Source organism: Rhizobium sp. WW_1, from assembly GCF_003610155.1.
GTDB lineage: Bacteria > Pseudomonadota > Alphaproteobacteria > Rhizobiales > Rhizobiaceae > Rhizobium > Rhizobium tropici_A.
In genome coordinates, this window is the sequence record NZ_RAIN01000009.1 from 114,103 (window position 1) to 136,406 (window position 22,304).

The following is a 22,304-nucleotide window of genomic DNA, read 5'->3' on the forward strand; positions in this document are numbered from 1 at the left end:
AACAGGCGAAAACTCTCGCCTGTTCCGGTATCGGCCATCGCGATTGATAGGATGGTCGTCTGCTTACTGGGCTTGCTTGAAGATGGCGGCCTGCTTTTCGATCGCCTCATCCACGGTCATCTTCGACGAGAAGAACTGCAGCCCGAGATCGGTCATCTGGCCGCGCGTATCGGGGTCGATCAGCTGAGTGACACCCGGCACCACGTTGTCCGGGTTCTTCAGGATTTCCAGACCCTTCTTCATGCAGCTGCTGGCCGCGCTCAGATCGATATCGCCACGGACCGGCAGTGAGCCCTTGGCAAGGTTGAACTTCACCTGGGTTTCCTTGGAAACCAGCATGCTCGCAAGCTCGAGCTGCGCCTTGGTGATGTCGGGATTGCTGTTCTTCGGGAAGTAGAAGCTGTCGCCGCCGGTATCGAGCAAGCCATTGAAGCCGAGACCCGGCAGGCAGTCGTAATCCTTGCCGGCAACCTGCTTGGCGACGCCGAACTCGCCCTGCGCCCAGTCGCCCATGATCTGCGCGGCAGCCTTGCCTGTGATGACCATGTTGGTGGCAACGTTCCAGTCGCGGCCGGAATAGCTCTCGTCAACCAGATCGCGAGCCTGCGCGAAAGCGTCCCAAACCTTGCGGTTTTCGGGGCTCTTCACGGCATCTGCGTCTTTCTTCTGGTAGATCGCCAGATAGGTTTCCTTGCCGCCAATGCCGATCTGCATGACGCTGCGCATGCCATCGACCTGCCACGGGGCGCCGGTCGCAAGCGGAACGATGCCCTTTTCGCGCAGCTTCGGTGCGTCGGCTACGAACTCATCCCAGTTGGCCGGAACCTTCATGCCATTGTCTTCGAAGACATGGCGGTTGACCCACATCCACTGCCAGGAGTGAATATTGAGCGGTACGCAATAGACACGGCCTTCGTAGGTGCACGAAGCCAGCAGGCTCGCTGGGCGAATGATATCCTTCCAGTGCTCTTTCTCCGCGAGATCCGTCAGATCGGTCATCAGGCCTGCCTTGACGAGCTCTTCAGCGTCGCGGCCCGTGTTGAGCTGCGTCGCGCCCATCGGATTGCCGCCCAGAATGCGGCTGACGATCAGCGGCGTCGCGGTCGAACCCGACCCGGCGATCGCGCCGTCGACCCAGTGGTTGTCACCTAGACCATTGTACTGCTCCGCCAGGACCTTTACGGCAGCAGCTTCACCGCCCGATGTCCACCAATGCGTCACTTCGAGATCAGTCGCGTTTGCTGAGAAGGCCGGAATCGCGACAGATGCGAGCAAAGCGGCGGCCACCAAACGAATATTCATGAGTTCTCCTCCCTCACTGAAACGTTGCCGGAAAAACCTAGTCGAATCATTTTCGACGCGCAACCGCCTATCCGGAAAATTTTCACCGGAGCAAAATTATGCAATTCCTGATTATATTTAGCTTGTGGAGCATATATCCACGCAACGCATAGAGGCCGCGACAATTTTGAGTGAAAAACATACAAACCATTGATATAATTATATCTTATGTAGATTTCCGGAAACGATCGATATCGCATCGCCTTGAGGCCAAGAGATTGCCGAATTCCATCACCCAGCGCAACCATAGGAACACCATCGTCACGCCCAGCTAAAATATCGCTCGACATTCAAACTGTATCGTTACAGTTTCTTACACGGGTGAAGGAGGAACCGCATTGCGCCTATGCTTGCGGAGCGGGTATCGGCAATATAAGCGGATTGGTCGCGGGAGGCGGCCAGGAGGCGAGCTTGATCGAAATGGACAATAAGAAAATTTCAGGGAGCGGCGCGCAATCGGCTCCCGAGCGGCCGACATTGAAGACGATCGCCTTCATGACGGGACTTGGAATTACCACCGTTTCACGCGCGCTGAAGGATGCTCCCGATATCGGTGCTGAGACCAAGGAACGGGTGCGCATGGTCGCCCGTCAACTGGGTTATCAGCCCAACCGTGCCGGCGTGCGTCTCAGAACCGGCAAGACCAATGTCATTGCGCTGGTCTTGAGCATCGACGAGGAAATCATGGGCTTTACGAGCCAGATGGTTTTCGGCATTTCGGAGGTTCTGACGGGCACGCAATATCACCTGGTGGTCACACCGCATTCGCATAGCAAGGATCCGCTGGTTCCAGTGCGCTACATTCTCGACACCGGCTCCGCAGACGGCGTCATCATATCGCGAACGGAGCCGGACGATCCCCGCGTTCGATTGATGCACGAACGCGGCCTGCCCTTCGCCACGCATGGGCGGACGGACATGGGCATCGTTCACCCCTTCCACGATTTCGACAACGAGGCCTTCACCCAGGAGGCTGTGCGCGCGCTAGTGGCCAAGGGCCGCCGCCGCCTGGCGCTGCTGCAGCCCGCCAGCAAGCTCACCTACTATTCACACACCCGCATCGGCTTCCAGATCGGCCTCCACCAGCATGGCGCCGAAGAAATCCCCTTGAGGGTCACGACAGACGCCCCGCTCGCCGATATCCGCGACAGCGTCGAGGCATTGATGCGCTCCCCGCATCCGCCTGATGGTATCGTCTGCTCCAGCGGCGGCGGGGCCATCGCCGTCAATGCCGGCATCGAAGCGGCTGGCTTCCGCCTTGGTCGCGACATCGACATGGTCGCCAAGCAATCCACCGATGTCCTGAACTGGATTCGCCCCGAGATCATTACGATCTACGAGGACGTTCGCCACGGCGGCCGCGAACTGGCCAAGGCCGTCATAGCCCGAATCGACGGCATAGAACCGGAACTGCTGCAAAGCATCAGCAAGCCTGTTTGGCCGGACGAATTGAAGACCGGGAAAGCTCACCCGACGGGTCCGGCGAGCTTTCCCTATTGAAGCGCAAACGGCGCCTCAGCCCTGGGCGCCACTGCCCCACGGGCCGTGGTGAATGTCCTTGCCGTCGACGCGATCGAAGCCGTGCGCGCCGAAGAAGTCGCGCTGAGCCTGGATCAGGTTGGCCGTACCACGAGCCTGGCGATAGGCATCGAAATAGGTCAGAGCCGACGCCAGCGCCGGAACCGGCAGGCCGGCGGCGGTCGCGGCCGAAACGATGCGGCGCAGCGACGGGATCGATTCCTTGACCATCTCGGCAAAGGCCGGCGTGACGATCAGGTTCGCCGCATCCGGGGTCTTGGTAAAGGCGCTGGTGATCTCGTCGAGGAACTGCGAGCGGATGATGCAGCCGGCACGCCAGATCTTGGCGATCACAGGCATCGGCAGCGACCAGTTGAACTCCTTCGAAGCCTCTGCCATCACGGCAAAGCCCTGCGCATAAGCGCCGATCTTGGCGGCGAACAGCGCAAGCTCGAGATCCTTCAGCAGATCGGAGCCGAAGGCGATCGGGAACTTGTAGTCCGGCGTGCCGAAGATCTTCTCGGCGGCCTCACGCTGGCTCTTCAGAGCCGACAGGCTGCGGGCGGCGACGGCGGCTTCGATGGCGGTTGCCGGGATGCCCATGTTCTGGGCTTCGATGGCGGACCACTTGCCGGTACCCTTCTGGCCAGCCTTATCGAGGATGACGTCGGGCATGGCGCTGCCGGTCGCTGGGTCCTTGGCGGCAAGAACCTTCTCGGTGATCTCGATGAGATAGGAGTTGAGGCGGCCCTTGTTCCAGTCACCGAAAATGCCGCTAATCTCAGCGGCGCTCTTGCCGAGGCCATCGCGCAGAATGCCGTAGATCTCGGCGATCATCTGCATGTCGGCATATTCGATGCCGTTGTGGATGGTCTTGACGAAATGGCCGGCGCCGTCATTGCCGAGCCAGGCGACGCATGGATCGTCATTGTACTTGGCCGCAATCGAGGTCAGCACCTTCTCGACGCGCTTGTAGGAGTCTTCCGTGCCGCCGACCATGATCGACGGACCATGGCGCGCACCTTCCTCGCCACCGGAAACACCCATGCCGATAAAGGTCAAGCCGGTATCCTTCAGGCGGTCGAAACGGGCGATCGTGTCGCGGAAATTGGCATTGCCGGCGTCGATCATGATGTCGCCCTTGTCGAGATGCGGCTGCAGCGCCGCCATCTGCTGGTCGACCGGTTCGCCGGCCTTGATCATGATGATGATCGGCCGCGGCGGACGGATCGCTTCGACGAATTCCTCGATCGTCTTGCAAGGAATGATCTTGTCCTTGAGCGCGCCGGCATTGGCGTAGAATTCATCCGTCACCTGCGGCGTACGGTTGAAAACCGCGATCTTGTTGCCCTTTTCAGCAATGTTGAGCGCCAGATTCGATCCCATCACAGCGAGACCGATCAGCCCGATTTCTGCCTTTTCCACGACAATCCTCCAATGAGTCGTTGACTGCACCCGGCCCCACCCTGAAGACCCGGAAGGCGCAGCAACATCCGATGTCACGCAATGCCGCCGACACGAAACGCGACCGGCGACAGCCCTGCGTTGGGGGCTTTTGTTGCACTCCGGACGGAAAACGGCAAGCCTCCGACAGCCGTGAATCGTTCTCTTCGCAGAACTGTGCAACAATGTTGCGGAATTCGAGATTCATCCGTTTCCGAACCGACGATCGCTCCGCCGATCGCCGCTCCAGAAGAGTGATATAGAGGAGGAAATCATCCCGTCGACCATGGGCGCGAAGATCGTGCATCTCCTGATCGGAACACGATTGGCGAGAGATCATGTTCACGGTGCCGCAGCCGCCAAGCATGGAAGAGGCGCAATTCGCAGCCGACGCCGCACATGTCATGCGTGATCTGAAGACGCTGAAAGAGCTGATGGAACGCTAGCGCTCTCTTTACAGCGAGCGCAATGTCCAATCGACAAGTTCACTGGTGACGCCGGCGAATGCCGCGTCGAGCGCCCGCACGAAATCGGGATTGCTGCCGCCGCTGACCGACACGACCTTGCGGAAGACATTCTGCGCCTTCACTGTGCCGGTGCGATCATTCAGGATCTTTTCCGAGATCTCGACGGTCGCCGTCTTCTGGCCGCCGACCGCACTGATCTCGAAGGACCTGATATCGGTGACGATCTGATAGTCGATGGCAAGGCCCTGCCCCGGCACGCCGACGCCGCCGAGCTTGCCGGTATTTTCGAAGGCTTCGACCAGCTTCGACTGCACCATCTTGCTCAGCTTGTCGCTCCACTGCGACTTGCCGAGATACTGGATTTCCGAAGGCGATACGCGGATGACGATCTGATTGCTGTCCAGCGCCTGCAACGCGGTAGGCGTTGGTATGAGGATCTGCCGGTTCTTCACCGAAGGCCCGTTCGCCTTCACCGAGGCGGAAAGATCGTAGGTATCGCTATTCGTGCTCCCACAGCCCCCGAGCAAGGCTGCGAGCAACGGCAATGCGATCACAGCTTTCCACACCTGATGACCCTCACTCGACACGCAACCGACCATATTTCGCTTATCCCCTGGAGACCAGATATCGCTATTCATCAATGCCGCGCGCGGCCGTCATAAGTCTTGACCGTATCACCGCCGAAGATCAATCGCTGTGGATTCTTATCGAAATTAGTGATTGTCGTGTTCAGATTGTCAACCGTGCCCCGCATGTCGTTGATGAGGGACTGGGCATCGCGCAGGCCGGTGCTCGAAAACCGCTGCAGATTGTCCGCGATCGGACCGATGCGGGAATTGAGATTGTCAGCCATCTTCTTGAAGGATTCGAGCGTATCCTTGGCTTCGGCAAACAGCGATTGCGTGCTGTCGTTGCCAAGCAGCGAATCGACCTTCGTCAGGATGCCGTCAACCTTGCCGGAAGCCGCATTGAGCTTGGTGGAAATGTCCCGGGCATTGGCGATCGTCTGATCGATATCCTGCTGGTGCGCCGCCACCGAATTGGCGACATCGCGGATCGAGGCCACCGCCGCGCGGGCCTGCTTCGTCACCTCGGCAACATCGTCAACCGATCCCTTGACCTTGGCCGGATCGATCGACGCGACGATCTGATCGACGCGATCCAGCGTCTGCTGCGCCTTCTGGCCGAAGGCGTTGTAGGTGTCGGCGGTCTGCTTGAAACTTGCAATCGTCGCCTTGAGATCGGTCGTCGCATCCGCCACGTTCGCCGTGATCTTGTCGGCATTGGCGATGACGTCGTTGACCTTCTGGGCATCGACCGCACGCACCAGCTTCTCAACCGCATCCAGTGTCGAGTCGACGCGGACCGAAACCGTCTTGAAAGTATCGGAGAGCTGCCCGACGCTTGCCAGGAACTTGTCGATATTGTCCGAATTGTCGGCGATGGCCTTGGAGAATTTCTGGGCGTTTCGCACGGTATCGGTCAAAGGTCCGCGAGAATCGGAAATGAAGCCCTGAATGTCGCCGATCGTGTCGTTGGCGCGGTTCAAAATCTTGTCGGCCGTCGTCAGCAGGTTGGTGACGCTCGACTGATCGGCGAGCAACACCGCTCGCTTACCGGTATCGATCGAGCGCTTCAGGATGTTTTCGTCGCCATTGCGGCCGCCGGAAAGCTCGATATAGGCAGCACCAGTCAGGCCCTGGATCTCGAGAATGGCCTTGGTGGAGGTATAGACCGGCGCATCCGCACGGACCTGCGTGAAAGCCAGCGAATAATTGGGGTCATCGGCATCGATCGACAGCCCCTGCACCGAGCCGACCTGAATGCCGTTGAAACGGACCGGCGAGCCGACACTCAAACCATTCGCCGAACCGGGAATGCGCACGACAAGCTCGACCATCGGACCGCCGCGGCCGTATTCCGCCATCCAGTAGACGAAACCGAAGGCCGCCGCGATGACAAGCAGCGTGAAGAACCCGACGATCGTGTAATTGGCTTTGGTTTCCATTGTCTCCAGTCACTTCTCGCGGCTGTGGGCGCTTGCGCCTTTGTCGTTATGTCCTCTGATGTCTTCCCGCGGCACGATCGAACGTGCACGCTTGCCCCTGAAATAGGATTGCACCCAGGGGTCATCACAGGCGAGCATGTCCTCAACCGTGCCTTCCACCAATACCCGCTTCTGTCCGAGGACAGCAATACGGTCGCAGACGGAAAACAGGCTGTCGAGGTCGTGTGTCACCATATAAACGGTGAGACCGAGCGTGTCGCGCAGCTTGGCGATCAGCTCGTCGAACTCAGAGGCGCCGATCGGATCGAGGCCCGAGGTTGGCTCATCGAGGAAAACGAGGTCGGGATCGAGCGCCAGAGCTCTGGCAAGGGCCGCGCGCTTGATCATGCCGCCCGAAAGTTCAGACGGATATTTGTCGGCGGCGTCAGCTGCGAGACCCACCATGCGGATCTTCATCAGCGCCAGCTCGTCCATCATTTCTTTCGGCAGGTCCAGATACTCCCGCATCGGCACCTGGATGTTTTCCTTGACGGTCAGCGAGGAAAACAGCGCTCCCTGCTGGAAGAGAACGCCGAGCCGCATGTCGAGCCGATTGCGGTCCTGCTCGTCGAGCTTGTCGTAATCTTCGCCAAGAATCTCGATCTTGCCCGAACGGCGCGGCAGCAGCCGCAGCACCGTGCGCAACAGCACGGACTTGCCGGCGCCGGAAGCGCCAACGAAGCCGAGGATTTCACCGCGATAAATGTTGAGGTTCAACTTATCGAGGACGATTTTCGATCCGAAACCGACAGTGACGTCCCGCGCCGACAGCACGATGTCACGGCCTTGCTCATCTTTTTCCAATGGGATTTCCGAGTGAAGCGCGCTCATTCTTGCCGTCCCTCAGAAGTCGATTGCTGCGTAGAACATGGCGAAAAGCCCGTCCATCAGGATGACGACGAAGATCGACTTCACCACAGACGAGGTGACGTGCTGACCGAGAGACTCGGCACTGCCTCCGACCTTCAATCCCTCGACCGCCGCAACGATGCCGATGACCAACGCCATGAACGGCGCCTTGATCATGCCGGAAATGATCGTCGAAAGGCTGACGGCCTCATGCAGACGCGAGATGAAGGTCGCAAAGGTGATGCCGGAATAGGCCCAGGACACCAGGGCGGCACCGAAAAGCGCGGCGAAGTTGGCAATGACAGTCAGCAGCGGCAACGCAACCGTCAGCGCCACCAGCCGCGGGAAAATGAGGACACCGATGGGGTTGAGGCCCATGACCTTCAGCGCGTCCACTTCCTCTCGCATCTTCATGGAGCCGATTTCGGCAGTAATCGCGCTGCCGGAACGGCCGGCAATCATAATCGCGGTCAGAAGCACGCCGATTTCGCGCAGCTGCAGGATGCCGACGAGATCGACCACGAAGATTTCCGCGCCGAAATAGCGCAGCTGGAAAGCGCCTTGCTGGGCAATGATCGCGCCGATCAGCGACGACATCAGCAGAATGATCGGAACGGCGCGCACCGCCATGTGATCAATCTGGTTGATGATTGAGGCCGGTGAAACACCGCTGCCGCGCCCGAACTTGAGCTGGGCGCCCCGCACGGCCGAGCCCAAAATATACATGGCGGCAACTAGATTGCCCCAGATCTCGTAAACGCTTTCGCCGATAGGCGCGAAAACACGCTCCGCCAGCGATTTCTTCGACTTACGTGTCGCAGTCTCATCGTCAGGATACGCATCGAATGCGGTCAGCAACTCATCGATATGCGGATTGGAACCCTCGATCGTGACGTGCGCCTTATGGGCTTCCTGGCTTTCCTTCAGTCGGCGGATCAGGAGCGCACCGGCCGTATCGACGTCCGAAAGGCCGGAAAGATCGATCACGACTTCGCCGCCGGAACTGCGCTTGGACAGTTGCTCGATCTGCCGCAACACGCCGTGGACATTCGCACTGCGCCAATTGCCCTCCAGCCGATAGCGATGGCCTGCACCCTCGGGCGCATCATCGATCTTCGGTGCATCGGAGCTTTGTTCGGCTGCTTTCAAACTCATGCGTCTTTCAAATCTGCCACAACATACGCCGACTCGGAGAGTCCGCATGATAACGCTTAATACACCGACTGTGCATGGAATCTCCATCTCGGGCCGGCGCCAACATATGTCACGGTTTTTTGATATCCAAATGAATTTGTTGCACCGCGTTAGGAGACGCCGTGAGCATCTCCGCCGATTGCCGGCTTTCTGGCTTGCAGCCCATACGCGAAAATGACCATGGCAAGCCCGAGCGCGGCAGTGCCGGCCATGACATAGTAACTCGCCAGATCCAGCCAGGCATAGAGATAGCCGGATGCCAGCGTCATCAAGCCCAGGAACATGCCGTTATAGAAGTAATAGGCGCCCTGGGCCGATGACTCCTGCGCCTCGTGGACAGATGCAACGATGCGCCGCTGAACGCCGGTATGGACGCAGGCATAGGTGCAGGAATGAAAACACTGGAGCACGAAATAGCCGAAGAAGCCAAAATTGATCGGAAACAGAATCCAGCGCAGGATGCACATGGTCGAACCGAAAAAGATGAGCGTCCACGCACTGAAGCGTCGGCTAAGTTTCTTCGACAGGAAGAAAACCATCACCTCGGCCGTAACGCCGATGCTCCAGAGGACGGCGATCTCCGCGCCGGAAAAGCCAAGCTTGCGCCAATAGATTGAGGCGAATGTATAAAGCATCGCGTGGCTCGACTGCTGCACCGACACTCCGATCATGGTGATGAGCAATTGCGGCGAGCGAAGGTTGCCGGTCGGTGACTGCAGGTTGATCGGCTGGTTGCGCCGGCGCGTCGGCCCGATACGCGGCGCGAAGAAGCCCATCAGCGTCGTCAGAATGAAGCCCGCGACCATGACAGGCAATACGGTTGCCCCGCCCCACATGCCGATCAGCTGGCCCCCAAGAAGGGTTGCCAGGATGAAGGTGATCGATCCCCATACCCGCATCGAGCCGTAATCGAAGCCCCAGCGGCGGACGCCCGACATGGCAATGGATTCGACCACCGGCACGTAGGGCGCATAGGTGGCGCCCTGTATGCCGTAGACGAGAAGCACCGGCCAGAAGTCGCTGGTCCAGTAGAGCGCGATGGCAGTCAGAAGCGACAAGGCGCCCGACCATAACAGCACATCGGCACGCTCGGTCATATGATCGGCGAGCACGGCGATGACGGGCGTCACGAGGACGCGCACGACCATGGGGATGGCGATCACGAGACCGATCTCATGATCGTTGAAATTCAGCCCCGCCAGCCAGACGGGAAAGAACGGTACGGCAATGCCGTTGACGAACAACGGGGCACAATAGGACAAGGCGGCGCGCAAACGGAAATAGGGAGGCGCACCCTCGCCCTGGAAGGACTTGATCGCGGGAATCATGACAGACCTGAAGGGAACTTACTCGTCCCTACCATGCTATCGAGAATACGACTATGGCGAGAAATGGCCAAAACCGTAACGTTTCGGAAAAATCCGAAGCTGACGCGGTTTTGCAGCGATCAATAATTATGACAGGCTATTATCAAGCCTGTGAAGAGCCGCGGATGGTCACGCGGCCTGAGCGCCGAGCGGTCGCGGCATTTCCTCGATAGGCGAGCCAACCGGCTGCGTCTCGAGAATACTCCGCCAGGTAATCAGCTCGAAGGTGCCGTCCTCGTGCTCGGCGATCGCCGTGCAGCTTTCCACCCAGTCGCCGGTATTGATGTAGCGCACGCCATCGAGGTCCTCGATGACGGCGTGATGGATGTGACCGCAGATGACGCCATCGGCGTCGTTGCGCTTGGCTTCTTCGGCAACGACGCGCTGAAATTCGCCGATGAAGTTGACGGCGTGCTTGACCTGCAGCTTTGCCCAAGCCGAGAACGACCAATAGGGCATGTTCAGGCGGCGGCGCACGGCGGCAAGGCCGATATTGATCAGGATCGCCATGTCGTAGGCCCAGTCGCCGAGATAGGCGAGCAGCCGGGCGTTGCGGACGACGACGTCGAATTCGTCGCCATGCAGGACCAGATATTTCTTGCCGTCGGCCGTTTCATGCATGGCGCGTTGCGCCACCTCGATGCCGCCGAAGTGCATTCCGGGGAAATCGCGCAGGAATTCGTCGTGATTGCCAGGGATATAGACGATCCGCGTGCCCTTGCGCGCCTTGCGCAGCAGCTTCTGCACGACGTCGTTACAGTCCTGTGGCCAATACCAGCTCCGCTTGAGGCGCCAGCCATCCACGATGTCGCCGACCAGGAAAATGGTATCAGCGTCGTGATGACGGAGAAAGTCGAGCAGAAAATCCGCCTTGGCGGCTTTCGAACCGAGGTGCACGTCAGAAATGAACAGTGTGCGGAATCGCCGGGTGTCCATGTTTTCATTCACGAACTCTATGTCCGTGCCCTATCCTAGCCTTGCCTATTCCAAAACCAGACTCGTGTTTCAGGAAGATGACAAACCCTGTGTCTGCCGGCCTATGAGGCTGCTTCAGCCACGTTTGGCAGCAATCGCCAGGTCGGGACGATCGCTCGTGAAACTGGCGACGCCAAGGCGAAACATATCTCGCGCCGCATCGGCGGTATGGGCGGCCCATCCATGCACCTTCATGCCATTTTTGCGAAAGAGCGCCACGACCTCGGCGTCGAGCGCATCGGCCCGTATCCCGATTTCCCGGACGCCGGAAGCGCCCAGTGCAGCCATGATCGCGCGCCAGCCAAGCTGCCCAGCTGCCTGCGGTGAGCAAAGGAAGATGAAACCGAGCAGTTCGCCGACATTGAGACCACGCTCGCCGAGCGCGGCGCCGAATGCTTCGAGACGGGGCAAGGAGAAGCTCGTCGCCATCGTGCGCGTCAGCATCCCGGTCGCCACCAGCTCATCGACGATGTGGTGCTCCATGTCCTCATATGGTGACCCGTCCGCTCTGGTCTTGATTTCCAGCCGGAGATCGACTGCGGACGGCCCGAAAATATCGATGGTCTCGCCGAGCGTCGGAATGGTTTCGCCTCCGCTTCCGATCACGACGTAGCGCATCAGTTCGTCATAGCTGAAATCTGCGATCGCGCCCTTGCCGTCGGTCATTCGGTCGATCGTCGCGTCGTGATGCACGACAAGCTTGCCGTCGCGCGTCTGGTGGACATCGAACTCGACAAGATCGACATCGAGTTTGGCGGTCTTCGAGAAGGCGAGCCTGGTATTTTCGGGCCACAAATGAGCACCACCGCGATGGGAAGCAATCAAGGTCATCCAGGAAATCTCCGCACGCGCTCTTCATAGGTCGGTGCGATGAATGCCTGATGACGCGGCCGCAGCGAGTTCGACCTGCCGGAAACGATCGTGCGATCCTTGCAAAAAAGGCAATTCAGTTTTGCCATGACAAAAACGCGTCGCGACGTCGATTGCATACTGTGAAGGTGAACCGATTGATGTATGCAGAAGACTCAAAGCGCAGGCAGGAATGGAGACGCGAGTTGGACACGAACGACACTTCGAAAGCAGCCAAGAACATGGCGAGCGGCAATCTCGACGAACAGGCGCTTTATTTCCATCGCTATCCCCGCCCCGGCAAGCTTGAAATTCAGGCGACCAAGCCGCTGGGCAACCAGCGCGATCTGGCGCTTGCCTATTCCCCGGGCGTCGCCGCTCCCTGCATCGCCATCCGCGACAACCCCGAAACGGCTGCCGACTATACGTCCCGCGCCAATCTCGTTGCCGTGATCTCGAATGGTTCGGCCGTGCTCGGCCTCGGCAATATCGGCCCGCTCGCCTCCAAGCCGGTTATGGAGGGCAAGGCCGTTCTCTTCAAGAAATTCGCCGGCATCGACGTCTTCGATATCGAAATCGCAGCGCCCACCGTCGATGAAATGGTCAATACCGTTGCGGCACTCGAGCCAACCTTCGGCGGCATCAATCTCGAAGACATCAAGGCGCCGGAATGCTTCGATGTCGAACGCCGCCTGCGCGAGCAGATGGAAATCCCTGTTTTCCACGACGACCAGCACGGCACCGCCATCATCGTCGCCGCTGCCATCCTCAACGGCCTGGAACTCGCCGGCAAGAAGATCGAAGACGTCAAGATCGTCGCCTCCGGCGCGGGTGCGGCAGCGCTTGCCTGCCTCAACCTGCTCGTCACCCTTGGCGCCAAGCGCGAGAACATCTGGGTCCACGATATCGAAGGTCTGGTCTATAAGGACCGCAACGTGCTCATGGACGAGTGGAAGTCCGTCTATGCCCAGGACAGCGACAAGCGCGTGCTTGCCGAGTCCATTCCCGGCGCCGACGTCTTCCTCGGCCTTTCCGCTGCCGGCGTGCTGAAGCCCGAACTTCTCGAGCAGATGGCCGAAAAGCCGCTGATCATGGCGCTCGCCAACCCGACGCCGGAAATCATGCCGGATCTCGCCCGCGCCGCCCGCCCGGACGCCATGATCTGCACCGGCCGCTCGGATTTCCCGAACCAGGTCAACAACGTCCTCTGCTTCCCCTATATCTTCCGCGGCGCGCTGGATTGCGGCGCCAAGACGATCAACGAAGAGATGAAGATGGCGGCTGTGCGCGCCATCGCCTCGCTTGCCCGCGAAGAACCTTCCGATGTCGCCGCCCGCGCCTATTCGGGCGAGACGCCAGTCTTCGGCCCCAACTATCTGATCCCCTCGCCCTTCGACCCGCGCCTGATCCTGCGCATCGCCCCGGCCGTGGCGAAGGCTGCCGCCGATAGCGGCGTGGCTCTGCGTCCGATCATGGATTTCGACGCCTACATGGACGAGCTTAACCGCTTCGTCTTCCGCTCCGGCTTCATCATGAAGCCGATCTTTGCGGCCGCGAAGATCGCGGAACGCAAGCGCGTCGTCTTCTCCGAAGGCGAGGACGAGCGCGTGCTGCGTGCCGCCCAGGTCCTGCTCGAGGAAGGCACTGCCATCCCGATCCTGATCGGCCGCCCCTCCGTCATCGAAACCCGCCTGAAGCGCTATGGTCTGAAGATCCGCCCGAATACGGATTTCGCCGTCATCAATCCCGAAGACGATCCGCGTTTCCGCGAGTATGTCGATCTCTACTTCTCGCTGGTCGGTCGTGCCGGCGTGATCCCGGAAGCTGCCCGCACGATCGTGCGTACCAACGCGACTGTGATCGGCGCGCTGGCCCTGAAGCGCGGCGAAGCCGATGCGCTGATTTGCGGTCTGGAAGGCCGCTACGAGCGCCATTTGCGCATCGTCCGACAGATCATCGGCAAGCGTCCCGACGCGCGGGATTTCTCTGCACTCAGCCTGCTCATCTCGCAGCGCGGCGCAACGTTCTATACCGATACCTATGTGACGTTTAACCCGACCGCCGAGGAAATCGCGGAATCGACCATTCTCGCGGCGCAGGAAATCAAGCGCTTCGGCATCGAGCCGCGCGCCGCCCTCGTCTCGCATTCCAACTTCGGCTCGCGGGAATCCGAAAGCGCAACGAAGATGCGCGATGCTCTGGCGCTCGTGCGCGAAGCGGCGCCGGAACTGGAAGTCGACGGCGAAATGCACGGCGACAGCGCCATTTCCGAAAGCCTGCGTCGTCACGTCATGCCTGATAGCACGCTCACGGGCGAAGCAAACCTGCTGGTGTTCCCGAATCTCGATGCCGCCAATATCACGCTCGGCGTGGTCAAGACCATGACCGATGGCCTGCATGTCGGCCCGATCCTGCTCGGCACGGCGCTGCCGGCGCACATTCTCTCGCCGTCCGTCACCTCGCGTGGCGTCGTCAACATGGCGGCTCTTGCGGTCGTGGAAGCATCCCAGCCTCTCTAAGCACAATTCTCGCAGCCGCCATTCGCGCGGCTGCGAGCTGCAATTTCGTAAAAATCCTCTCGAAATCCATGCTTTTTCATGGATACGTTGTTAAGCTGTGACGTGTAATCTTCAGCGACCTAAAACCGCTTTCGAGAGCAGAACCGTGAACCGCGGCACAAAACACGCTTCCCTTGCCTTGCTGTCCCTGCTGACGGCCACGCCGGCCCTCGCACAGGCGGACCTTTGCGACGAGTTGCGTGGCCGCTACGTCGATATCAGCGAAGTGATCGGCGCCAGCCAGGAAACACGCCAGCTTTCCCGCGCCATCGTGCAGCAGAACCTGATGATCCGCCGAACGATGAGCGACCTGCGCAACCAGGGCTGCTTCGAAGATAGCAGCATGGTGATTGTCGGGCAGGACAATCAGGGCGCCTGCGACGACATGCGGCAATCGATCGATGGGATGCGGCACGATCTCTCGCTGCTGATGGATCAGCGTGAGCAAAGCGTCGGCCGGGTCGATGCCGTCGCCATGCAGCGCCGGCAGTTGCTGGATACGATGCAGCGCAACGGCTGCAGCTTGCCGGCTTCGGCAACGCCTGACATCGTCATCGACACCCGCACGAAGCTGGACGCCTATGCGCCGCAGGAACAGTCCCTGGCCAGGCCGGAAAGCTCCATCACCGTCATCGAGACGCCGCGGCTGCAGAAGGATTCCAGCATCCAACAAAAGCAAGCGCCGCCAGCGTCGACACCGAAGGTGACGCAAGCGCCGCCGCAACAGTTTCCACCCGATCGACCCTATGATCCTTCGGCCCATAAGGTGCGCCAGGTCGGACCGCAATTCCTGGCGACAGATCAGGGCAGCATCGACCTGAAACATCCGAAAGACGCCGGACCACAGCCGACGCAATGAGGCGGCCAGACGCTTCTCGTCTGCGCCCAGCCACCGTATGTCCTATCGTTTTCAGGCCGTCGTCGGCTGGCGCAGCAACGAGACGATGGTCTCGTCTCCCGTATCTTTGGCGAGATCCCGATAGGACCGCCCCGAGACGTCCCTCACCGAACGCTCCGCGCCATGCTCCAGCAGGAAGCGCACCGCCTCTGTCCGCCGATTGACGATAGCAAAGCCGAGCGGCGTCATCCAATCGCGATCGGTCGGCTGCCCATCAGTGCCGAACTCCCCGAAGCGGATGTTCACCTGCTCGGGATGCTGCCTGATGACATCCGCAAGCTGATCGAGGAGACCGAAGGCCGCCGTCGCGAAAATATCCGAAGGATAGGCCTTCAGAAACTCGACCATGTCCTGCTTGCCATTGTATTCGGCCCAGCCGATCGGCCCGGAATGGAAATGCGGATCGCGAATGGTCGCATCGGCGCCATGCTCGATCAGGAGCTTCGCCATCTCGATATGGCCGTGAAGTGCGGCCTCATGCAGCGGCGTGCGGCTGGTCATGGCATTGACGTCGAGGCCCAGGGCAAGCATCCGGCGCACGGCTTCCAGGTCACTTTCGCCGGCGGCATCATGCAGCATCGCGGGATGGGCCTTCTGCATCGCAGCCAGAATGTCACTGGACGGCTTCATCGCAAGCAGTTCCTCGAGCGAAACCTCCTTGCTCATGACCTTGATATAGAATTCGTCCTCCGGCGCCAGGTGAACCGCAACTGCGCCCTTGCGCACGAGATATTCAGCCAGCTCGCGATCGCCACCAAGCCGAGCCCATTGGAACGGCGTTCGCCCGTTGACCACCTTGAGGACATCGGCGCCATGATCCACCAGAAGGTGGACCCGCTCACTCATGCGATGCTCCAGCGCCCAGGCAAGCTGGTAGTCGAAAACAGTCTCGGAGTTTTCGGCGAATTTGCCGTCTTCGCGCACCAGCCAATTGTTCCTATCCCTGGCGGACAAGCCGTGTTCCAGCAGCAGTTTCAGGCATGTATCGTCCGGCTCGAACATACGGTTATAGAGCGCCTGGCTGTCATTGGCTTCAGCTCCCGCCTCAAGCAACAGGCGCGCGAAAGCCTCGCAATCGGGATGCGGCGGCTGGCGAAGCTTGCCCGCCTCGCCCTCGCCGAAGACGCCGGTCAGAACAGTGAAGCGATACTGGCCGTTGTCGAGGAAGAAGGCATTGACGTCGGCTCCGCGCCTGACAAGCTCGCGGGCGGCCGGCAGACTGGATCGACCCGGCAGGCGGGCATAGGCGGCATACATCAACGGAGACCAGTCGTAGGGCCCTGCCTTGCGATCGAGAAGCTGCGGCTGACGATCGAGCCAACGACTTAAACGATCGGCATCTCCAAGCGCGGCGGCGACATGGATATTCTCGCCTGCAATATCGGGATGCTCTTCAAGCAGCTGCAGCGCCTCATCGAACCGCGCTGGATCGGCTGCGATATTGCCGAAATAGGAGACGGTCGCCAGCGACAGGAAACGGTTTGCAAGCTGATCCCGCGGAACATGCCTGCGATCACCGCTTTCCAGATGCGTCTTGAGCTTCGTCCAGCTGGAGAAACCGAACTCGCGGGCAAGGACGAGCTGAATGTCCTGCAATCCGACATTGTCGACGTCGGCAAAATAGGGCGCAACGCGACTGCGCGCCGAAGCATCGCCGGCTTGAATCGCCTTGAGGAAAGACTTTGCCTGCTTTTTCAGGGAATCGAGTGTGGCGTCAAACGCCAGAGAGCGCGTGGTCAAAATAGACCTCCTTCCATTTACGTCCGGTATCCGCGCCCACAGACTGAAAAGAGGTGTGGCAGTCTCGTATTCTATGCTTCAGGTGGGCCTTGCCCTTCCCGCGGATCGGATGCGCCCTGAGAACGGACCACATCTATCGCGCGAGATGCTGTCTGTCCAGAGGCCATGATTTGGAATTCAGGTCGGCTCGTAGCGCACATAGGCGAACTCGTCACCATTCGGCGACCAGTTCGGCACGTTGATCGATCCCTGCCCGCCGAAGAGCTCGAACAGGGTCGTGATATTGCTACCATCCATGTCCATCAGCCGCATCCGCACATTCAGGTCGCGCGGATGATCGAAGACATCGGGGTCGTAGGAGATCAGCACGACCTTGTCGTTCTTGGGCGACGGATGTGCGAACCAGTTGCCGTAATTGTCGTAAGTCACCTGTTCCAGACCCGTGCCGTCGGGATGGATGCGCCAGATCTGCATCAGGCCGGTGCGGCTCGAATTGAAATAGATCCATTGCCCGTCGGCTGAGAAATCGGGCCCATCATTGCGGCCCTCGCCATGCGTCAACCGCGTCTCCTCGCCACCATCGATCGAGATCGTGTAGATATCGAAAAGATCGTTGCGGATACCACAATAGGAGAAGCGCTTCCCGTCCGGCGACCATCCGTGCCAGTAGGACGGCAGATTGGTCGTGACCTGCCTTGGCGTGCCGCCCTCTGCAGGCAGAACGTAGATGCAGGCCTTGCCGTGCTCGGTCTTGTCGGAAATGGCGATCAGAGAACCATCTGGCGAGATGCCGTGATCATTGTTGCATCGCGTGGCGAAGCCTGTATCGACACGTGCAATCCCGCCCGTGCCATCCAGAGGCAAGCGATAGAGCAACCCGTCGCCGTTCAGCAGCAGATAGCGCCCGTCTGGCGAATAGTTCGGCGCCTCGACAAGCTCGTCCGTCTGCCAGACCACCCGGTTCTCCCCGGTGCGAATATTGTAGATCTCGACCGAACTGCGCATCTGTCCTTTTCCTGCCATCGAGCCGCGCGATCAGCGATCGCGGAACCGGTTGGTGATCGGATAGCGACGGTCGCGACCGAAATTCTTCTTGGTGATCTTCACGCCCGGCGCCGACTGCCGGCGCTTGTATTCTGCAAGATAGAGCAGATGTTCGACGCGATGCACCGTCGCGACATCGTGGCCGCGCGCCACGATCTCCTCGACCGACATTTCCTTTTCCACCAGGCATTCGAGGATATCGTCAAGCGCCGGATAGGGCGGAAGCGAATCCTGGTCTGTCTGGTTCGGCCTGAGTTCCGCCGAAGGTGCCTTGTCGATGATGTTGTGCGGAATTACCTCACCCGAAGGGCCGAGCGCGCCGGGCGGCACATGCAGGTTGCGCCAGCGCGAGATCGCGTAGACCTGCATCTTGTAGAGGTCCTTGATCGGGTTGAAGCCGCCGTTCATGTCGCCATAGAGCGTGGCATAGCCAACGGACATTTCCGACTTGTTGCCCGTCGTGACCACCATGGAGCCGAACTTGTTCGAGATCGCCATCAGGATCGTGCCGCGCGCGCGGCTCTGAAGATTTTCCTCGGTGATGCCGCTCTCGGTGCCCTCGAACAGATCGGACAGAGCCGAGGTAAATCCGGTAACGGGATCCTCGATCGGCACGATGTCATAACGGCAGCCGAGCGCCTTGGCGCAATCGGCCGCATCCTTCAGCGAATCCTGCGAGGTGTAGCGATAGGGCAGCATCACTGTGCGCACACGCTCCTCGCCGAGCGCATCGACGGCAATCGCAGCGCAGATCGCCGAGTCGATACCGCCGGACAGGCCAAGCACGACCGACTTGAAGCCGTTCTTGTTCACATAGTCGCGGAAGCCCAGCAGGCAGGCGCGATAATCGGCCTCTTCGCCTTCCGGAATATGCGCCATCGGCCCTTCCGCGCAGTGCCAGCCGTCGCCGTTCCTCTTCCAGGTCGTGACTGTCAGTGCGGTCTCGAACTGGCTCATCTGAAAGGCCAGCGTCTTGTCGGCATTGAAGCCGAAGCTTGCGCCGTCGAAGACCAGCTCGTCCTGCCCGCCAAGCTGGGCGGCATAGATCATCGGCAGGCCTGTTTCGATAACCTGTTTCAGCACGACCTGATGGCGGATGTCGACTTTGCCGCGATAATAGGGGGAACCATTCGGCGAGAGCAGGATTTCCGCACCACTTTCAGCCAGCGTTTCGCAGACGCCGAGCTCACCCCAGATGTCCTCGCAGATCGGAATGCCGAGCCGCACGCCGCGAAAATTCACGGGCCCGGGCATGGCGCCCTGATCGAAGACGCGTTTCTCGTCGAATTCGCCGTAATTCGGCAGATCGACCTTATCGCGGATGGCGATCACCTTACCGCCATCGAGCACCGCGACGGAATTATAGCGCCCGGTTTCATCCTGCCTGGGAAAGCCGATGATGACGCCGGGGCCGCCATCGGCCGTATCGGCAGCCAGGCTCTCGACCGCCTTCCAGCAGGCGCGAATGAAGGCTGGTTTCAGCACGAGATCTTCCGGCGGGTAGCCGGAAATGAACAATTCCGTCAGCAATACGAGCTGCGCGCCTTCGCGCGCGGCGTCGGCGCGAGCTTCACGCGCCTTGGCGAGATTGCCGGAGACGTCGCCGACCGTCGGATTGAGCTGCGCGACGGCGATGCGAATGGTGTGGGTAATCTGGCTTTGCTCTGTCATGCCATACATTTAGCGAGGGCGTCTTTCTTCCGCAACCGCCTTCCATCCCCCAATAGGCATCAAACGCCGCGCCATGCGCGGAGGCGGTATTTTCGCCCCGGAAAATACCCGGCCTGCCTTGCGGTTCATGCGTCATTCATGACAGAAGCATGACACTTTTATGAACGATACATAGCATTCGGAGACATCATTGGTCGCATTGGTCATCGAGTCCGCCTTGGCGGGCAGACTTGCTCTTTTCCAGAAGATCGGCGCAGCAAGACAGAAGTCCGCCACTCTACGTCTGCTTCTGAGCCTTTCGCTGACCTTGTTTTTCTCCCTGTCCATCGTGGTCGCGGTTGAATGGGTTGCGCGCGGCGAATTCGGCGCGGCTTGGTCCTATCTCCTTTCGACCTCCCGTCCCGGCTTCGCCACGATCGGCGTCGTTATGCTAGCCATGCTGATGCTGGATGCTCTGGTCTGCCGCGCGCATCTATCGGCCTTGATCGTCGCTCCGCTGCTGCTCTTGCCAGCCTTCATTTCCAGCCAGAAGCAGAATTATCTCTCCGATCCGCTCTATCCCTCGGACTTCTTGTTTGCGCGGCAGATCATGGAACTGATGCCGGTCATGGTGCGCGATCGCCCGTGGACGGCCGCAGCCCTCACAATCGGCATTGTCGTCGGGATTTCAGCCTTCATCATCGTCTGGCGCTACGTGCGGAGCCACGCCGTCGTGCTTTCGCGAAAGGAGCGCCTCGGCCGGCTTTCGGTCTGTCTCCCGCTGATGGCGCTTTTTACCTCGCAGATGAACCCGACCCAATATTCCTTCGTCCGCGAAAAACTCGGCATCATTCCGATCGTCTGGGACCAGACGGAAAATTACAGCCATAACGGCTTCATCGTCGCCTTCGTGTTGAATCTGCCCATGGCCGACGTCAAGTCACCGGCCGGATACGGACCTGACGCCATCGACGCCATGCCGGCCAGAAATTACGGCTATCTCTCCGGCCCGCGCCGGAAGCCCGACGTCATCATGCTCATGAGCGAATCCCTTTGGGACCCGACACGGCTCTCCAACGTCGCCTTTACGCCAGACCCGATGCCGACGATCCGCGCCAGACAATCGGGACATGTCTTCTCGCCCGAGTTCGGCGGCATGACCGCCAATGTCGAGTTCGAGGCGCTGACGGGCTTTTCCAATGCCTTCCTGCCCTATGGCAGCATTCCCTATCAGCAATATGTGCGCCGCCCAATGCCGTCGCTCGCCACCTTCTTCCGCGGCGAAGGCTATATGGCACGCGCGCTTCATCCCTTCAGCGGCTGGTTCTGGAACCGCAACGAGGTCTATCGCGCCTTCGGTTTCGAGGAGTTTCATACCCAGGAAACGCTGCCGCCCATGGACAAGCGCGGCATGTTCGCTGCCGACGATTCCCTCATGAAGGAAATCATGCGCGAAGGCGATGCGGCCGAGCGCCCGTTCTTCTTCTTTGCGGTCACCCTGCAGGGACATGGTCCCTACGAAGCCAATCGCTATGCCGAAAATACTGTCGATATCGCCGGTAACCTGAACGACGACGATCGCGCCGCACTCGCCACCTACGCCCAGGGCATGCGCGAAGCCGACGACAGCTTGAAGATGCTGATGGACTGGGCCCAAAAGCGCGAGCGCGAAACCATCATCGTCCTCTGGGGCGATCATCTGCCGCCCCTCGGGAAGGTCTATCCGAACACCGGCTATATGCCCCAGCCGGTCGCCACCCGCAAAGCCCCGCTCGATGTCATGAAGCGGGAACACGAGACGCCGCTTGTCGTCTGGTCAAGCAAGAAAGGCATTCGCAAGGACATCGGCACCATCAGCCCGTCGCAGCTGCCCTATCACCTGCTGAAGACCGCAGGCTACGAGCATCCTTTCTACACAGGCTTTCTCGGTCGCGTTCAAAGGAAATACAGCATCATCGACCGCTATCAGCTTACGAACCGCGACAACCATACCTTCCCGGATTGGGCGCGCAGGGAACAGGAGCTTGACCCGACGGTGCGCGACTATCGCTACCTGCAGCACGACATGATGTTCGGGCGTCAATATGGGTTGGAGCGCTTCTTCCCGTCCCATGCGCAATTGCTTGGCCTGGAAAACAGTTAGAGCAATTTCAGCAAAAGTGCGCCGGCTTTGTGGAGCCGGCGCGCTATTGCAGGAATTCGAGAGACAAGGAACGCATCTTGGAGACGATGTGTTTCGCCGGATAAGGGAATCCGCCCAAGCAACACACGCAACGGCTCTATGCCTCTTCAAGTTTGAAACCCTTCGGTCGTTGCATTTTTGCCCTTTGGTCTAATAGTTGCATTCAATGCCACCAGGACCTC

Annotated in this window: 16 protein-coding genes and 1 pseudogene; 5 read left to right on the forward strand and 12 right to left on the reverse strand. The window is 59.8% G+C overall.

The genetic code is table 11. From position 1 onward, the window contains the following. Positions 1–63: 63 nt before the first annotated feature. Positions 64–1,302 carry an ABC transporter substrate-binding protein gene (locus BJ928_RS24795; RefSeq protein WP_047633058.1) on the reverse strand — a complete coding sequence of 413 codons (1,239 nt, stop codon included), beginning with the start codon at positions 1,300–1,302 and terminating at the stop codon, positions 64–66. A gap of 459 nt (positions 1,303–1,761) precedes the next feature. Between BJ928_RS24795 and BJ928_RS24800 the strand changes: the two genes are divergently transcribed. Then, positions 1,762–2,841 carry a LacI family transcriptional regulator gene (locus BJ928_RS24800; protein ID WP_052227776.1) on the forward strand — a complete coding sequence of 360 codons (1,080 nt, stop codon included), beginning with the start codon at positions 1,762–1,764 and terminating at the stop codon, positions 2,839–2,841. A 15-nt stretch (positions 2,842–2,856) separates the two neighbouring features. On the opposite strand, the gene gndA is transcribed toward BJ928_RS24800, so the two are convergent. Continuing rightward, positions 2,857–4,284 carry an NADP-dependent phosphogluconate dehydrogenase gene (gndA, locus tag BJ928_RS24805; protein ID WP_047633057.1) on the reverse strand — a complete coding sequence of 476 codons (1,428 nt, stop codon included), beginning with the start codon at positions 4,282–4,284 and terminating at the stop codon, positions 2,857–2,859. A gap of 350 nt (positions 4,285–4,634) precedes the next feature. Here gndA and BJ928_RS39810 point away from each other — a divergent pair. Further along, positions 4,635–4,748: pseudogene (locus BJ928_RS39810) on the forward strand (SRPBCC family protein); the annotation flags it as partial. An 8-nt stretch (positions 4,749–4,756) separates the two neighbouring features. Here BJ928_RS39810 and BJ928_RS24815 read toward each other — a convergent pair. The 7 genes from BJ928_RS24815 to BJ928_RS24845 all read right to left on the reverse strand — a co-directional run bounded on the left by BJ928_RS24815 (position 4,757) and on the right by BJ928_RS24845 (position 12,032). Next, complete coding sequence (locus tag BJ928_RS24815) at positions 4,757–5,368, reverse strand: ABC-type transport auxiliary lipoprotein family protein (protein WP_047633055.1); 612 nt, start codon at positions 5,366–5,368, stop codon at positions 4,757–4,759. A 38-nt stretch (positions 5,369–5,406) separates the two neighbouring features. Next, the gene (locus tag BJ928_RS24820) at positions 5,407–6,777 is read right to left on the reverse strand and encodes an MlaD family protein (protein WP_047633054.1); all 1,371 of its coding nucleotides are present in this window, start codon (positions 6,775–6,777) and stop codon (positions 5,407–5,409) included. Between the two features lie 9 nt (positions 6,778–6,786). Beyond that, positions 6,787–7,647, reverse strand: coding sequence for an ATP-binding cassette domain-containing protein (locus BJ928_RS24825; RefSeq protein WP_047633053.1), 861 nt, complete (start codon positions 7,645–7,647; stop codon positions 6,787–6,789). A gap of 12 nt (positions 7,648–7,659) precedes the next feature. Beyond that, complete coding sequence (locus tag BJ928_RS24830; RefSeq protein ID WP_047633052.1) at positions 7,660–8,820, reverse strand: ABC transporter permease; 1,161 nt, start codon at positions 8,818–8,820, stop codon at positions 7,660–7,662. 149 nt (positions 8,821–8,969) lie between these two features. Then, positions 8,970–10,187 carry an MFS transporter gene (locus tag BJ928_RS24835; protein WP_047633050.1) on the reverse strand — a complete coding sequence of 406 codons (1,218 nt, stop codon included), beginning with the start codon at positions 10,185–10,187 and terminating at the stop codon, positions 8,970–8,972. A gap of 168 nt (positions 10,188–10,355) precedes the next feature. Beyond that, on the reverse strand, positions 10,356–11,162 hold the full coding sequence (locus BJ928_RS24840; RefSeq protein WP_047633048.1) for a UDP-2,3-diacylglucosamine diphosphatase: 807 nt from the start codon (positions 11,160–11,162) through the stop codon (positions 10,356–10,358). A 114-nt stretch (positions 11,163–11,276) separates the two neighbouring features. Continuing rightward, the gene (locus BJ928_RS24845; protein ID WP_047633046.1) at positions 11,277–12,032 is read right to left on the reverse strand and encodes a glycerophosphodiester phosphodiesterase family protein; all 756 of its coding nucleotides are present in this window, start codon (positions 12,030–12,032) and stop codon (positions 11,277–11,279) included. A 224-nt stretch (positions 12,033–12,256) separates the two neighbouring features. On the opposite strand from BJ928_RS24845, the gene BJ928_RS24850 reads away from it, so the two are divergent. Then, positions 12,257–14,569: an NADP-dependent malic enzyme gene (locus BJ928_RS24850; protein WP_047633045.1), complete on the forward strand. Its 2,313-nt coding sequence runs from the start codon at positions 12,257–12,259 to the stop codon at positions 14,567–14,569. A gap of 145 nt (positions 14,570–14,714) precedes the next feature. Next, on the forward strand, positions 14,715–15,467 hold the full coding sequence (locus tag BJ928_RS24855; RefSeq protein ID WP_047633043.1) for a hypothetical protein: 753 nt from the start codon (positions 14,715–14,717) through the stop codon (positions 15,465–15,467). A gap of 51 nt (positions 15,468–15,518) precedes the next feature. On the opposite strand, the gene BJ928_RS24860 is transcribed toward BJ928_RS24855, so the two are convergent. The 3 genes from BJ928_RS24860 to BJ928_RS24870 all read right to left on the reverse strand — a co-directional run bounded on the left by BJ928_RS24860 (position 15,519) and on the right by BJ928_RS24870 (position 19,961). After that, the gene (locus BJ928_RS24860) at positions 15,519–17,246 is read right to left on the reverse strand and encodes an ankyrin repeat domain-containing protein (RefSeq protein WP_047633042.1); all 1,728 of its coding nucleotides are present in this window, start codon (positions 17,244–17,246) and stop codon (positions 15,519–15,521) included. A gap of 177 nt (positions 17,247–17,423) precedes the next feature. Then, positions 17,424–18,251 (reverse strand): TolB family protein, encoded by an 828-nt coding sequence (locus BJ928_RS24865; RefSeq protein ID WP_047633040.1) that lies wholly within the window; start codon positions 18,249–18,251, stop codon positions 17,424–17,426. A gap of 30 nt (positions 18,252–18,281) precedes the next feature. After that, the gene (locus BJ928_RS24870; protein WP_047633232.1) at positions 18,282–19,961 is read right to left on the reverse strand and encodes an NAD+ synthase; all 1,680 of its coding nucleotides are present in this window, start codon (positions 19,959–19,961) and stop codon (positions 18,282–18,284) included. A 190-nt stretch (positions 19,962–20,151) separates the two neighbouring features. On the opposite strand from BJ928_RS24870, the gene BJ928_RS24875 reads away from it, so the two are divergent. Beyond that, entirely contained in the window at positions 20,152–22,083 is a 1,932-nt protein-coding gene (locus BJ928_RS24875) for an LTA synthase family protein (protein WP_047633038.1), read from the forward strand. Positions 22,084–22,304: the final 221 nt, after the last annotated feature.